Source organism: Paenibacillus tianjinensis, from assembly GCF_017086365.1.
Classification (GTDB): Bacteria; Bacillota; Bacilli; order Paenibacillales; family Paenibacillaceae; genus Paenibacillus_AQ; species Paenibacillus_AQ tianjinensis.
Window position 1 is genome coordinate 4,614,419 of the sequence record NZ_CP070969.1, and the last position, 13,584, is coordinate 4,628,002.

13 protein-coding genes, 2 tRNA genes and 1 pseudogene are annotated in these 13,584 nt (G+C 48.7%); all 16 read right to left on the bottom strand.

The features are described 5' to 3' along the window. Window positions 1-2 precede the first annotated feature (2 nt). Window positions 3-1,067, bottom strand: a complete 1,065-nt coding sequence (locus JRJ22_RS21600) for a leucine-rich repeat domain-containing protein (protein ID WP_206101444.1) — start codon at window positions 1,065-1,067, stop codon at window positions 3-5. Between the two features lie 46 nt (window positions 1,068-1,113). Continuing rightward, on the bottom strand, window positions 1,114-1,587 hold the full coding sequence (locus JRJ22_RS21605; protein ID WP_206101445.1) for a GNAT family N-acetyltransferase: 474 nt from the start codon (window positions 1,585-1,587) through the stop codon (window positions 1,114-1,116). A gap of 13 nt (window positions 1,588-1,600) precedes the next feature. Then, window positions 1,601-2,332, bottom strand: a complete 732-nt coding sequence (locus tag JRJ22_RS21610; RefSeq protein WP_232380920.1) for a restriction endonuclease — start codon at window positions 2,330-2,332, stop codon at window positions 1,601-1,603. A 99-nt stretch (window positions 2,333-2,431) separates the two neighbouring features. Then, complete coding sequence (locus tag JRJ22_RS21615) at window positions 2,432-2,674, bottom strand: hypothetical protein (RefSeq protein WP_206101446.1); 243 nt, start codon at window positions 2,672-2,674, stop codon at window positions 2,432-2,434. Between the two features lie 629 nt (window positions 2,675-3,303). Beyond that, window positions 3,304-3,580: pseudogene (locus JRJ22_RS29340) on the bottom strand (transposase); the annotation flags it as partial. Between the two features lie 128 nt (window positions 3,581-3,708). After that, window positions 3,709-4,929 carry an IS256 family transposase gene (locus JRJ22_RS21625; RefSeq protein WP_206100169.1) on the bottom strand — a complete coding sequence of 407 codons (1,221 nt, stop codon included), beginning with the start codon at window positions 4,927-4,929 and terminating at the stop codon, window positions 3,709-3,711. 110 nt (window positions 4,930-5,039) lie between these two features. Then, window positions 5,040-5,519 (bottom strand): hypothetical protein, encoded by a 480-nt coding sequence (locus JRJ22_RS21630; protein WP_206101448.1) that lies wholly within the window; start codon window positions 5,517-5,519, stop codon window positions 5,040-5,042. Window positions 5,520-5,669: 150 nt separating this feature from the next. Continuing rightward, a complete protein-coding gene (locus JRJ22_RS29490; protein ID WP_269751858.1) occupies window positions 5,670-5,801 on the bottom strand; it encodes a hypothetical protein in 132 nt (43 codons plus the stop codon). A gap of 285 nt (window positions 5,802-6,086) precedes the next feature. Next, window positions 6,087-6,515 (bottom strand): hypothetical protein, encoded by a 429-nt coding sequence (locus tag JRJ22_RS21635; RefSeq protein WP_206101449.1) that lies wholly within the window; start codon window positions 6,513-6,515, stop codon window positions 6,087-6,089. A 533-nt stretch (window positions 6,516-7,048) separates the two neighbouring features. Further along, window positions 7,049-7,122: transfer RNA gene (locus JRJ22_RS21640), tRNA-Ile, on the bottom strand. A gap of 44 nt (window positions 7,123-7,166) precedes the next feature. Next, window positions 7,167-7,243 (bottom strand) — tRNA-Met (locus JRJ22_RS21645). 81 nt (window positions 7,244-7,324) lie between these two features. After that, on the bottom strand, window positions 7,325-7,489 hold the full coding sequence (locus JRJ22_RS21650) for a hypothetical protein (RefSeq protein ID WP_019909365.1): 165 nt from the start codon (window positions 7,487-7,489) through the stop codon (window positions 7,325-7,327). Window positions 7,490-7,614: 125 nt separating this feature from the next. Then, on the bottom strand, window positions 7,615-8,256 hold the full coding sequence (gene pyrE / locus JRJ22_RS21655) for an orotate phosphoribosyltransferase (RefSeq protein ID WP_206101450.1): 642 nt from the start codon (window positions 8,254-8,256) through the stop codon (window positions 7,615-7,617). Further along, the gene (pyrF, locus tag JRJ22_RS21660; protein ID WP_206101451.1) at window positions 8,253-9,032 is read right to left on the bottom strand and encodes an orotidine-5'-phosphate decarboxylase; all 780 of its coding nucleotides are present in this window, start codon (window positions 9,030-9,032) and stop codon (window positions 8,253-8,255) included. Before pyrF ends, pyrE begins: the two co-directional genes overlap by 4 nt. Window positions 9,033-9,181: 149 nt before the next feature. Next, window positions 9,182-12,403 (bottom strand): carbamoyl-phosphate synthase large subunit, encoded by a 3,222-nt coding sequence (gene carB / locus JRJ22_RS21665; RefSeq protein WP_206101452.1) that lies wholly within the window; start codon window positions 12,401-12,403, stop codon window positions 9,182-9,184. A gap of 1 nt (window position 12,404) precedes the next feature. Continuing rightward, a complete protein-coding gene (carA, locus tag JRJ22_RS21670; RefSeq protein ID WP_206101453.1) occupies window positions 12,405-13,583 on the bottom strand; it encodes a glutamine-hydrolyzing carbamoyl-phosphate synthase small subunit in 1,179 nt (392 codons plus the stop codon). Between the last annotated feature and the right edge of the window lies 1 nt (window position 13,584).

Here is a 13,584-nt window from a genome sequence, read left to right on the forward strand (position 1 = left end):
CTTTATGCTTCGGGCGGATTGTCTAATGCCATTTCGAGCAACGATTTGCGTGACACATTAACGTATTTCAGCTGCTTCATACCACCCAGAAATTCGGGCTTCCGTTCGATCAGACACATACCGATATCCAGGAATTGCAGGTTCTTCAGCTGCTCCAGTTCAGGCGGCAGTTCACGGATCGAGGTGTATTGAATCGTCAGCTGCTCCAGTTGTTCCAGTTCTCCAATCTCCGGCGGGATGCGGTTTAGGCTGATCTCCTCCCTGGGCTTGGCCTGATACCCGAGAGCCGGCCGGTCCGAGCTCGCACACCGGATAGACAGCTCTCTCAGATTCTTCAGCCTGCCTATAGCTGCCGGAATGCCCTCCAGATCAGCAGATAAAATTTTCAGACATTCCAGCTTGGTTAATTCGAACAGCCCTTCGGGCAGACGATACAGATCCTGTTCAAAAATCTCCAGCTCCCGCAGCTCTGTAAGCTCCCGGATTCGTTCAGGCAGCTCCGTCAGCCTATGTCCGCTTATATACAGCCAGTCTGTTTTATGCTTTATGGCATCGTCCAGCAGATGATCCAGATCACGGTGTGCTTTTAATTCCAAAAAGAGTCCCGTAACCTGTTCCATCAGCTCACCTGCTTCTTCCTCAGTAACATCCATCCCATACATATGTTCATGTACCACCGAGTACAGGTAATCTCCGCCGCCTTTTCTCAAGAAACACAAGTCCTCCGGCAGATTAGGGTACATCCAGTCCGACAACCGGTTTGCCATTTGCTTCAACAGCTTCCCACTTTCTTCACAGCAGCGATATAAATAGTAGGTTCCTGCGCAATAAAAAGCATGACTGTTATAGGTCTTCCTGATTCGCTTAAATTCATCCATATTATTGTCCGGGATGATGACGTTCTTCAACAGATAAGGCTCCAGCGCCTCCAAAGCACTTGTGTACCGATCCCGTACCGCCATATCGGCTGGAATCTTCTCCCCCAGCACAAAACATTCCGAATTCGATATCGCCAGATCAATTACCTGCTCATATGCTTCGCCTCTAGGGTCGGTATACATTCTCATCGTGTCCAGTCTCCATTTCCGTTCGGAGTAAATGCGGCCGCTGACATTAGCGTAGTGTTTTCACCATCTTAAAATTCACTAACTCCACACCTTTACGTTCAACCACCTGCTGCTGGATAACCCGGTATCCTAAACGTTCAAAAAATGGCCTGGCAGTTATACTCGCCTCTGTATCCATTTCATTAAGCCCTAACCGCCTTGCTTCAGCTTCAAGTGTATTCACCAAAGCAGAAGCAACCCCCTGCCGCAGAAAATCCTTATGAACAAAAAGTCTTTCTACATGCCCCTCTTGAGTCATATCAGAGAACCCAACGATTTCACCTTTGATTTCCGCAACGTAGGTAAAATTGTGACTCAGCGATTCTTTCCAAGTCTTCAGCTTGAGCGGCTCTTCATCTTTGGGTGCCCAGGCATGAAGTTGCTCTCCGGTGTAATCCCGTTTGTTCACGGAATGCACGGTTTCGTAGAATATAGAGACGATCTGATTAATATCCTCTTCCGTAAACTTTCTTAACTCCATTAGGTATCCTCCTCTACACTGCTTTGATCGACTTAATGTGGCGGCACTTCGGATAGCTGCTGCAGCCGTAAAACTGGCCCTTCGGGCCACTACGCAGAACAAGCCTGCTACCGCATTTAGGACAAGTGAATTCATCCACAGGAACTTCTGCAATGACTACCTGCGGTGTAGGAACTGCTGCAGGGTTCATAGTCAGTATCATCTCAATCAGAGCTTCACGGTTGATCAGCTTGACCCGGTTCGATTTGGCCAGATCATACGCAGCAGCCGTGTAGTCACTGTTTGACACAACCCATGCTTCGGAAGCTCCGTAATGCGCGATTGATGCTTTCGCTTCTTGAACAGCTTTGATACCAACGTTCTTACTATACCGCTTGGCTTGAACAACAATCTTTTTTCCATCTTTCTGGATAATCAGGTCAGCCCCATAATCACCGGCGGCCTTTGTAACTTCAATCTTATATCCCTGCGCCCGAAAGAGGTGTCCTAAGTATTTCTCGAATTGAATACCTTCCATTTTGTCGATGTCAGCGATTCCTGATCTCTTCAGGCGCTCAGCCCGCTTGTTCCAAATAGATCTCATGATTAAACTAACTATTACCAGTCCTAAAACGACTCCTACAACCATGCCGTACAGAGATTTTGTAATGAGAAATCCTAGTCCAGCCATAGATAGCGCTGTCAGCCCGGCTAGTGCTTCAAAAAATTCTTCCTCTTGTTTGGCCTTGCTCTTTCTTCGTGCCACCTTTATTCCCTCCATGTCGAATTACATATTGATATGGTATTTTGATAACAAAAAGCCGTCTGATTTAAGACGGCCTGCAGCTGCAATATGGGAAAACCGCTACCCTAACATCGTTTTCAAATCTATGATTAGAAATACGCCAGCTAAGATAAAAGAAAATACCGCAAGTCTTCTTAGTTTATTCCAATCCCGAACCCCAACAGCTACAAACAAAACAAATAACAACCCCGTCATTATTTCGTCATTCCGGCGGAAGACCATTAACAGAATGTAAGTCAGCATAATAAATGACCAGATTAATGTGAACCAGCGCGGATTTCCATTCCAAACTTTTTTAAGCATGTTCTGCCTCTATTCCCTTTAAGATTTGTATAGTCTACATTCTCCTTACACGGGAGGAATTCCTTCCCAACAACCCCAAATGTCGGTCATCACGGTTACAGCAGTTCAACCAGCAAAGCTTTTATGAAACCCTCAAACCGCAGTATGAGGTAATTAGCATAGGTAAAAATAATTTTAGTCATCCGGATTCCGTCATTCTGACCAGATTAAAAATGCAAATGCTTCTATGTTGTAGACTTATCAAAAAGGCACCATCACAGCAATTAGTAATGAAAGTAAAATTACCTTACTACAAATAAGAGAGGTAGGTAAATGTGGAAAGGAATCATTGATCGCTTCGAAGGTAAGTATATCCTCATTGAATACGATGGCAAATCGGAAGATGTACTAAAATCAGAATTACCTACAAAGGTAAAAGTTGGTGCCACACTATTTTCAAGGATAGTACTGTGAAAATTGATACTGGAGATTCTCCGTCTCGGAATAGGAAATTCATATATTCATGGACGATTTGTTTGAAGATACATAGTACTTTTACCGCAGAACTCTCATCCTAGAGTTTTTTTGCTTATTTTCCCTGTGTTTTGGCGTTATCTACAGTTAGTAAACATACTTGGTACCTCACCTTGCCGACGATCCACCATCCGGTGCGAAATCGCCTGGAGAAAAATTTTATCGAAGATATCCTGAAAAAGATTCGTATCTTTAAAACGGGTTCGCCGATTCCAGCTAATCGTGCAGTGGTCTGGAACCTTGCCGGGTTAGCCCGAGCCAAGAAACCATCGGTAAGCTAAATTCGTTTGGACCTCACGTTCTAACTGGCGTTCAGAAGAAATGCCGTAGAAGTACCCCAGGAAAGTCAATCTTGAACAGCACGACAGGATCAATAGCAGGTCGTCCGTTATCCTGAAACCAAGATCACATAAAGAAGGCTGTCGAGACTTTCTCGACAGCCTGATGAGCTATTTGGGTCTGTCAATAATTTTGTGTAAACTCTTTTAAGCACAGATTCCCCCGAGGGGGAAGTCGCGAATCTAACGCAAGTGTTGACCGACCCGGTCTGGGAAAAATACCGAAAGCTGGAGCAGCATTTGGCCCCAGTTTTGGACACGTCCAGTCCATTTTCGAGTGACATCGACGGTGGCCAGATAGAGCATTTTTAGCAGAGCTTCATCGGTAGGAAAGATGCTCTTTCCTTTGGTTACTTTACGAAGCTGACGGTGGTAACTCTCAATCATATTGGTGGTGTAAATCAGTTTACGTATCTCAGGCGGGTACTTGAAAAAAGTAGCAAGTTCGTCCCAATTCGTCCGCCACGAACGGATAATGAGGGGATATTTCGCCCCCCAGACTTCCTCAAAACGGTCGAGTTCAAGCAAGGCACCTTCCTCGGTAGCTGCCTTGTATATAGGCTTTAAGTCGGCGGTCACCTTCTTAATATCCTTGTAAGACACGTACCGTGTAGAGCTGCGGATTTGGTGAATAATACACTTCTGGATTTCAGTTTGGGGATAGCAGGCCGCAATCGCTTGAGAGAACCCGGACAGGTTATCCACGCAGATAATGAGAATGTCCCCCACTCCACGATTCTTGAGTTCATTCAGCACGCTGAGCCAGAACTTGGAGGACTCGTTCTCACCAATCCACATGCCCAGCACGTCTTTGTTTCCGTCCAGATCAATGCCAATGACCATGTAGGCAGCCTTGTTGATAATGGCCCCGTCTTGCTTGACTTTGAAGTGGATCGCATCCAGATAGACAACAGCGTAAACGCCTTGCAGAGGCCGATTCTGCCATTCTTTAATGAGAGGAACAATCTTATTTGTGACATTGGAAATGAGCGTAGGCGACACCTCAATGCCATACATCTGCCCCAGGTGATCCTGAATTTCTCGGGTACTAATCCCTTTGGCGTACAGAGCGATGATTTGCTCTTCGATGCCGGTTACGTTCGACTGATGCTTCTTGACGACAAGTGGCTCAAACTCACCCAGACGGTCACGAGGGATAGCGATTTCCTGTTCCCCGTACTCACTGACAACCGTTTTACGGCTCTTTCCGTTACGGCTGTTTGGCGTGAGCTTCGCCTTCACTTCATGCTTTCCGTAGCCTAAATGAGTGTCCATTTCGGCTTCCAGCATCTCCTGAATCGTCTCCGCAAATAGCTCTTTTAGAGCATTCTGCGCATCCTGTGCGCTTACCAAGTTGTTTTCCTTAATAAATTCCCGTAACTGTTGTTTTGTCCAAAGTCCCATGTGTTCTCCCCAACCTTTCTCTTACTTCCATTTTAATGGGTTTGAGAGTTTACACAATATATTTTACAGACTCAGCTATTTCAGCTCATCCCTTTAAGATTACGTTTAGGTTAAACATCTCTTTCTTTGAGGTACTTTAAAAACTCAATATAAGCTTCACTATGTTCCTTATCAAGCATTTCACGTTCCGTTATTACCAGTTCTAACACTTGATTTAAAAAGTTAATTTTTTTTGCTCTCAAAACAAATCCCTTTATTAAAAACAACAACGCTAGTAAAACTAATCCTGCATAGATTACCGTGGCTGAACCCATACTTTTATTCAATAACTTATCATCAGGAAATAATTTTGTAGGAATCTCTCTCATAATGCTTATGATAATTGTAAAAATAGCAAGCATTGATGTAATCATACTAGAGAAAATAGAAACCTGCTTGTAATCATCAACTATTGAATTTACTTCAGCCTTAATTAATTTTAACTCATAGGTGCTTTTTTGAAAAAAATATCTCTTGATTTCCCGAAGCCTATTAATTGATGTTTCAATGTCTTTTGCTTGTTCTAATTCAAATTCAGCTATCACTTTCATGTACTTTTTTTCCTGGAATGTTCTACGAAGTATATCGGTCACTCCTTTTTCTTTCTAATGTTATTAATATTTCTCTTATTATCGTAATAAAACTTCAGTTTTCTTAGAGAGTTTTGCAATCTTAATTAACTCTGTTCCTTATTTGTTCAATTACAATTCATCCTTCTGCAGTTCAATATCTATCTCAATCAGCTTATTCAGATCATCCACCTTAACCCACTTGGCTATGCCGGCCTTAACAATCTTCCGGTACTGCGCCTTGCTTTCCAAGATACCGGCCATAACTTCTAGCTCACCAGCAATAAATATTCATCATTTGTTCCCATTTTGCCCCTCTACTTCCGTGTATATTTGGAAACGAGACAGCAGATGACTGTGAATGCCACGCGTGGCGCGATGCTGTCTCAACCGGGGGATACCCTGGATAATTAGGAGGAAGTTAGCTTGTCCTCCTATTAATTTGGTCAAAAGAAAAACCGCCCAATGATTAGGCGGCTGATTATACTAAGTTTATCTTCACCGCAAGGAATTGATCGGTGACTATTAACAGTCATTTTGTCGTCTTGCTCAATCTTCCTCATATTGATTCTCCAAAACTTGAACAGCCCCTTCATGCCAACCATTGAACCGGTAGATTCTTCTTGTAACTTTACGTCCTTCTCCTGTTAATCCACCAGTTACAGCGGCTTCGGACGCCTGAACATTAAGTCCCCCCTTCCCACTTGCTTCATAGAACTCTTCTATCTCAACAGTCTCAGCAGTGTTAATTCTTTGTGCAATGGCTAATTCTTGCGCTACCTTTGCCTGCGACGCACGCATTTGCGCAATGAGCTCCTGACGTGCAGCCTCTTCTCTTAGCTGTTGAAGTGTTCCATTTTGTGATAAATCTTGAACCTTTTCGATTGCTTTTTCTACACCCTTACTTATCAAGTAAGTGGAAGGGCTAACTGCAAAATGAATCTTGTCTTTCACGCTCATGTTCTTAAAATTCATCATTCCATAACCACCCATAATGTATTATTTTGTATTTGATAAGTATGCTTCCAGATTAACATATTTCAATCTGTTGAAGATACACACGATTGTAAGAATGGGTGAACTGAACTATCTGTAGAGTGTCTTCATACATTATGATCAACTCGTCAGTTGAGCCATCTTCACCCTTCTGAGCAAACAGAGTGACCTAGTTTGGATCGTTCCCATCTCGTTTCCCAATATCTATAACAACACCGGAAGCATCAGGTCACAGGCGGCCCAAAAGTTGCTGCTGAACGTCTCGGCATGACTCCTACAATATTTAACGAACGTTATTCTCACTTGCTGCCTACAATGCAGGAAGAGGCCGTTGACAAAATTGAAGCTGAATTAACTAGATATGCTGAAAAACAACTTGATCCTGTGGATAAATAGTTCCCGTTAGCAAATCCGTTAGCAAGTCGCTTTTTCCGGTCTGAATCTACCCCTTCTCAAAAACAGAGACGACCTCAAACATAGCAAAAACCCCTTGCTAGGCAAGGGGTTTAGTGAAGTGGGCCCTACAGGACTCGAACCTGTGACCAATCGGTTATGAGCCGACCGCTCTAACCAACTGAGCTAAGGGCCCGGATCTAAAGTATCCGAATGTACAATGGCTGTAGGAAAATAAATTGGTTGCGGGGGCAGGATTTGAACCTGCGGCCTTCGGGTTATGAGCCCGACGAGCTACCGGGCTGCTCCACCCCGCGTCAGTAATCATATTCAAACAGCGACAATAGTTAATATACATTAAATGAGGCCCTAAAGTCAAGGATGAAATTGTTAATTCGTCAGGGTAAGAATCGCACCCCGTAACGGCCTTTCCGTGAACGGTAAATCTCTACAAAACGCGGGTCATGATAGCCGTAAATCCAGCCGTCCTGCTCCAGTCTTTTTGCCAGGCAGCCTGCTTGAAATCTCGTCCTGAACAGCTTTGCAAAGTATATCCAGTTCATGATGGATGTCTCCCTTGAGGTTGTTGTTCAACGCTGCAATTATAGGATACCCCACTATGATAAAAAAATATGCGGGACTTCCGGATTTCATAACTGAAAATCCGGGAGTCCCGCATGTAGAACACTTACACTCCGAACGATGCCGGATCTTTACGCCACGATTGCAGCAGCGCTACATCGCTCTCAGCGATCTTGCCTTGGCTCAGGGCTACATCAATCAAAGTGGTGTAGTTGGACAGGCTTTGCAGCGGTACACCGGCAGAAGCGAAGCCTTCAGTGGCACGGTCCAGCTCGTAGCTGAAGATTGCCAGGACTGCCAGCACTTCTCCGCCTGCTTCTTCTACTGCCTGCGCGGCTTTGATCGAGCTGCCGCCGGTGGAGATCAGGTCCTCGATCACTATCACCTTCTGGCCGGGAGAGATGATGCCTTCGATCTGGTTCTGCTTGCCGTGACCTTTGGCCTTGTCACGGATGTAGGCCATCGGCAGGTTCAGCTTGTCGGCCACCCAGGCCGCATGCGGAATACCCGCAGTCGCTGTACCCGCGATCACCTGAGCTTCGGGATAGCTGGATTTAATCAGCTCTGCGAAGCCATTTGCGATATAGTTACGCACTTCCGGGAAAGACAGGGTCAGACGGTTGTCGCAATAGATCGGTGATTTGATGCCGGAAGTCCAGGTGAACGGTTCCTGCGGGCGCAGTGCAACCGCTCCAATCTCCAATAGATAAGCAGCGACCTGTTCGCTTGTATTCGATAATGTACTCATGCTTGAGTCATCTCCTCAATGATTGATAGTGCAGCTGCGCGCGGATCGGCTGCTGCGGTAATCGGGCGGCCCACTACAAGGAAGTGGCTGCCTTGCCGGATAGCTTGTCCCGGCGTCATAACCCGGGATTGATCGTCTAGAGAGGCGCCTGCCGGACGGATACCCGGAGTCACAGTAACGAACTCCGGACCGCAGGCGGCAGCGATTGCTGCAGACTCCTGCGGGGAAGCAACGACGCCGTGCAGGCCGGCTTCTGCCGCCAGCCGGGCGTAGCGCACCACGGTATCCTCTACGTTCCCGGCAATGCCAATTTCTCCATTCATGACTTCCTGGCTGGTACTCGTAAGCTGTGTCACCGCGATAATCAGCGGAATATGCAGTGAAGGATGCAGGCTGACTGCCTTCGCTGCCCCCTCAAGAGCTGCTGTCATCATCGCCTTGCCGCCGGAAGCATGGACATTGAACATATCCACGCCGAGCCTTGTGATGCTCTCCGCTCCACCCCGGACGGTGTTCGGGATATCATGCATTTTGACATCAAGGAACACGGAATACCCGTGGTCCTTCAGCTCCCGGATAAAGTCCGGTCCAGCTGCATAGAACAGCTGCATGCCAACTTTCAGGTAGCACGGGATGCCTTCCAGCTTATCGATCAGTACCCTGGCCTCGGCTGCATCAGGATAGTCAAGGGGAATCATCAGCCTTCCGGCCATTTCATCCCGTTTGGTGATATGACCGATACTCTCATGTTGGGCCTGTTCTGGGGTCTGCTCCATACGTTGTTATCCATCTCCTCTATTTATCATTTACGGCTCCCGCCGTCATTAACGCTTTCTTGTCCAACTCCCGGGCACAGTTGAACGGTCTGCGATAACGCAAACCGTCCTCTGTAGAACCGCCAGCAGGCAGCCCTCTAAGTTTTATATTATTGTCCAACAAAGGCAGGCATCGACTGTGACGAGAAGTTGATCGTCTGCAGCATTCTCAGCAGCGCCGTTACTGTATCAAGCGATGTCATACATACGACCCCGTTCTCTACCGCTTCACGGCGGATACGGAAGCCGTCACGCTCCGGTGTCTTGCCTTTGGTCAGCGTATTGAAGACGAAGTTCGCTTGACCGCTGCGGATCAGGTCGAGGATCGTAGGCTCGCCTTCATCCAGCTTGTTGACGTTCATCACGTTCAGGCCGGACTGCTCCAGCGCCTGCGCTGTGCCGCCGGTAGCAATGATTTTGTAGCCCATAGCATGGAAGCCCTTCATCAGCTCAACCGCTTCAGCTTTATCTTTATCCGCTACCGTAACGATGATCGCGCCGGTTGCCGGAATTTTCATACCTGCACCAATCAGACCTTTGTACAGCGCCTTGGCATACAGCTTGTCGCGGCCCATAACCTCACCGGTGGATTTCATCTCAGGTCCCAGGGTCGGCTCTACTCTGCGCAGCTTGGCAAAAGAGAACACCGGCACTTTAACCGATACGTAGTCGCTCTCCGGCCAGAGGCCTTCTGTATAACCCTCTTCCTTCAGCTTACCGCCGAGGATGATTTTGGTTGCCAGATTCGCCATTGGAATGCCAGTTACCTTGCTCAGGAACGGAACCGTACGCGAGGAGCGCGGATTTACTTCGATGACATACACTTCGTTCTGGTAGATAACAAACTGGATGTTCACCAGACCGATCGTTTTCAGCTCTTTGGCGATTTTGATCGTGATATCGGTGATCTTCTGCTTCAGGCCTTCATCCAGGTACTGCGGAGGATATACGGCGATGGAGTCACCGGAGTGGACGCCTGCGCGCTCCACATGCTCCATGATGCCCGGGATGACTACGGTTTCGCCGTCGCAGATTGCGTCAACCTCAACCTCTTTGCCGAGCATGTAACGGTCGATCAGGACCGGATGCTCCGGATTGATCTTAACCGCTTCAACCATGTAGTTCATCAGCTCAGTATCGTTATATACGATTTCCATCGCACGTCCGCCCAGCACGTAGGAAGGACGCACCAGCACCGGATAGCCGAGGGACTGTGCTGTTTCTACAGCCTGGCTTGCATCGGTTACTGTTTTGCCTTTCGGCTGTGCGATATCCAGACGGGCCAGCAGTGCTTCGAACCGCTTGCGGTCCTCGGCTTCGTCGATGCTCGACAGGCTGGTTCCAAGGATGTTTACACCGGCTGCCGCAAGCGGCGCAGCAAGGTTGATAGCCGTCTGACCGCCGAACTGCACGATAACTCCGATCGGATTTTCCTGGGCAATGACGTTCATTACATCTTCAAAGAACAGCGGCTCAAAATACAACCGGTCCGAAGTATTGAAATCCGTAGACACCGTCTCCGGGTTGTTGTTGATAATAACGGCCTCATAGCCGGCATTCTGGATCGCCCACACTGCGTGTACAGTGGAGTAGTCGAACTCGATACCCTGGCCGATACGGATCGGGCCGGAGCCGAGCACTACAACCTTTTGCTTATCGGAATGAGTAACTTCGTTTTCGGTTTCATATGTCGAGTAGTAGTAAGGCGTCGAAGCTTCGAACTCAGCGGCGCAGGTATCTACCATCTTGAAGACAGGTGTCAGGCCTTGGGCCAGGCGCAGGGCACGGACATCCGCTTCCTTCGTCTGTGCGCCGCCAGGACGGCCTTCCGCGCGGATCTCGGCGATAGCACGGTCAGTGAAGCCTTTGCGTTTCGCCTGATACAGCGTTTCAGCGCTCAGCGTTTCTTCGCTGCGCAGCACATCCTCGAATTGCACCAGCCCTTCGATCTTGGACAGGAACCACCAGTCAACCTTGGTGATGTCCTGGATCTCCTGCAGCTGATAACCGCGGCGGTAAGCTTCGGCAATCAGGAACAGGCGCTCATCATCCGCTTTGGCCAGACGGGTACGCAGAACGCTGTCTTCCAGCAGCTCAGCACCCGGCAGACGGAAGCGGTGAACTCCGATTTCCAGGGAACGGACGGCCTTGTGGATCGACTCTTCAAAGGTACGGCCGATGGCCATTACTTCGCCGGTCGCTTTCATCTGTGTACCCAGCTTGCGGTTCGCCGAGGTGAACTTGTCGAACGGCCAGCGCGGGATTTTGCTTACAATATAGTCCAGTGTCGGCTCGAAGCAGGCATAAGTCTGGCCAGTAACCGGATTGACGATTTCGTCGAGCGTATAGCCGAGGGCGATTTTGGCCGCCATCTTGGCGATTGGATAACCGGTTGCTTTGGATGCAAGCGCCGAAGAGCGGCTGACACGCGGGTTAACCTCGATTACATAATATTGATAGCTTTGCGGATCAAGCGCGAACTGCACGTTGCAGCCGCCTTCGATATTCAGCGCACGGATGATCTTCAGTGAAGCACTGCGCAGCATCTGGTATTCACGGTCGGAGAGCGTCTGGCTCGGTGCCACAACGATACTGTCTCCTGTATGCACACCAACTGGATCAAAGTTCTCCATGTTGCAGACCACGATACAGTTGTCATTCGCATCACGCATAACTTCATATTCTACTTCCTTCATGCCGGCGATACTCTTCTCCACCAGACATTGGCCGATCGGGCTGTAACGGATCCCCGCTTTGACCGTCTCGCGCAGTTCTTCCGCGTTGTCGCAAATTCCGCCGCCTGTCCCGCCCAGGGTATAAGCCGGACGTACGATCAGCGGGAAGCCGATTTCTTCTGCAAAGCTCATCGCTTCTTCAACCGTTGTAATAATAATACTTTCCGGAACCGGCTGGTCCAGCTCACGCATCAGTTCGCGGAACAAATCACGGTCTTCCGCTTTCTCAATCGAATGCAGCTGAGTACCGAGCAGCTTCACGTTCTCCGCTTCCAGTACGCCGGCACGCGCCAGCTCAACAGCCATATTCAGGCCGGTCTGGCCACCCAGAGTCGGCAGCAATCCGTCGGGACGCTCCTGGCGGATGATGCCTGTTACGAAATCAAGGGTGATTGGCTCAATGTATACTTTATCAGCCATGTTAGTATCAGTCATGATGGTGGCCGGGTTGCTGTTGATCAGCACCACCTCAACGCCTTCTTCTTTCAGCGCCTGGCAGGCCTGTGTTCCCGCATAGTCAAACTCAGCGGCTTGCCCGATCACAATCGGGCCGGAGCCGATGACGAGGATTTTTTTAAGCTTATCGTTCTTTGGCATGTTATAGAGCTCCTTTCACGGCTTCAAGCTTAGTAGTAGGTTTCGGTGCCGTGATTCTGGCATTTGCCGCAAGCTGGGCCTGACGTGAGCCGGCAGGTGTCTTTGCTTTGTGGTCAGCAATCATTTGCAGGAAACGGTCGAACAAATAGCTGCTGTCATGGGGTCCCGGCGCTGCTTCCGGATGGTATTGCACCGAAAAGGCAGGGTAGCGGGTATGCTTCAGACCCTCAATGGTCTTATCATTATTATTGATGTGCGTCACTTCAAGCTCGGTGCTCTGCACAGATTCTTCATTAACCGTGTAGCCGTGGTTCTGCGAGGTGATGAAGCAGCGTCCGCTTTCAAGCTCCTTAACCGGGTGGTTACCGCCGCGGTGGCCGAATTTCAGCTTCTCGGTGTCTGCGCCGCAAGCCAGTGCGAACAATTGGTGGCCCAGGCAGATGCCGAAGATCGGGTATTCGCCAAGCAGCTCGGAAATGGTGTTCACGGCATAAGGCACATCCTTCGGGTCCCCAGGGCCGTTCGACAGCTGGATTCCGTCAGGATTCAGACGGCGGATTTCGTCCGCAGTTACATCATGCGGCACCACAACCACATCACAGCCGCGGCTGTTCAGCTCGCGCAGGATACCGGTTTTCGCACCGTAGTCAACCAACACGATCCGTTCCTTGGTTCCCGGGCTGCTGTAGGTCTTAGTTGTAGAAGTACGGGCAACCTGGTTGCGCAGCTCTTCAATCGTTGTATCTCCCATCATTTCCATCAGTTCTTCCACACGTTTGTTCGATGTGGTCAGGATGGCTTTCATGGTGCCGTAGTGGCGGATAATGCGGGTCAGCATCCGGGTGTCGATCTCGCTGATGCCGGGAATGCCATATTCCTTCAGCAGGTCGTCTACACTGTATTCAGCACGCCAGTTGCTTGGCACTTCCTCATGGCGGCGCACAACAAAGCCGTGTACAAACGGACGCACAGATTCGAAATCATCGCGGGTAATGCCGTAGTTTCCGATCAGCGGATAGGTCATGGTAACGATCTGTCCACAATACGAAGGATCCGACAGCACCTCCTGATATCCTGTAATCCCTGTGTTAAATACAACCTCGCCTGTCATTTCACCTTCAGCGCCAAATGCGGTGCCTGTAAAAAGCGTTCCGTCCTGTAGCAGCAATCTCGCCTGCATT

Excerpts from the sequence above, each read along its gene's own strand:
- JRJ22_RS21600 (WP_206101444.1), bottom strand. The coding sequence starts at position 1,067 with ATGAGAATGTATACCGACCCTAGAGGCGAAGCATATGAGCAGGTAATT.
- JRJ22_RS21605 (WP_206101445.1), bottom strand. The coding sequence starts at position 1,587 with ATGGAGTTAAGAAAGTTTACGGAAGAGGATATTAATCAGATCGTCTCT.
- JRJ22_RS21615 (WP_206101446.1), bottom strand. The coding sequence starts at position 2,674 with ATGCTTAAAAAAGTTTGGAATGGAAATCCGCGCTGGTTCACATTAATC.
- JRJ22_RS21625 (WP_206100169.1), bottom strand. The coding sequence starts at position 4,929 with ATGGGACTTTGGACAAAACAACAGTTACGGGAATTTATTAAGGAAAAC.
- JRJ22_RS21630 (WP_206101448.1), bottom strand. The coding sequence starts at position 5,519 with ATGAAAGTGATAGCTGAATTTGAATTAGAACAAGCAAAAGACATTGAA.
- JRJ22_RS29490 (WP_269751858.1), bottom strand. The coding sequence starts at position 5,801 with ATGGCCGGTATCTTGGAAAGCAAGGCGCAGTACCGGAAGATTGTTAAG.
- JRJ22_RS21635 (WP_206101449.1), bottom strand. The coding sequence starts at position 6,515 with ATGATGAATTTTAAGAACATGAGCGTGAAAGACAAGATTCATTTTGCA.
- JRJ22_RS21650 (WP_019909365.1), bottom strand. The coding sequence starts at position 7,489 with ATGAACTGGATATACTTTGCAAAGCTGTTCAGGACGAGATTTCAAGCA.
- pyrE (WP_206101450.1), bottom strand. The coding sequence starts at position 8,256 with ATGAGTACATTATCGAATACAAGCGAACAGGTCGCTGCTTATCTATTG.
- pyrF (WP_206101451.1), bottom strand. The coding sequence starts at position 9,032 with ATGGAGCAGACCCCAGAACAGGCCCAACATGAGAGTATCGGTCATATC.
- carB (WP_206101452.1), bottom strand. The coding sequence starts at position 12,403 with ATGCCAAAGAACGATAAGCTTAAAAAAATCCTCGTCATCGGCTCCGGC.
- carA (WP_206101453.1), bottom strand. The coding sequence starts at position 13,583 with ATGCAGGCGAGATTGCTGCTACAGGACGGAACGCTTTTTACAGGCACC.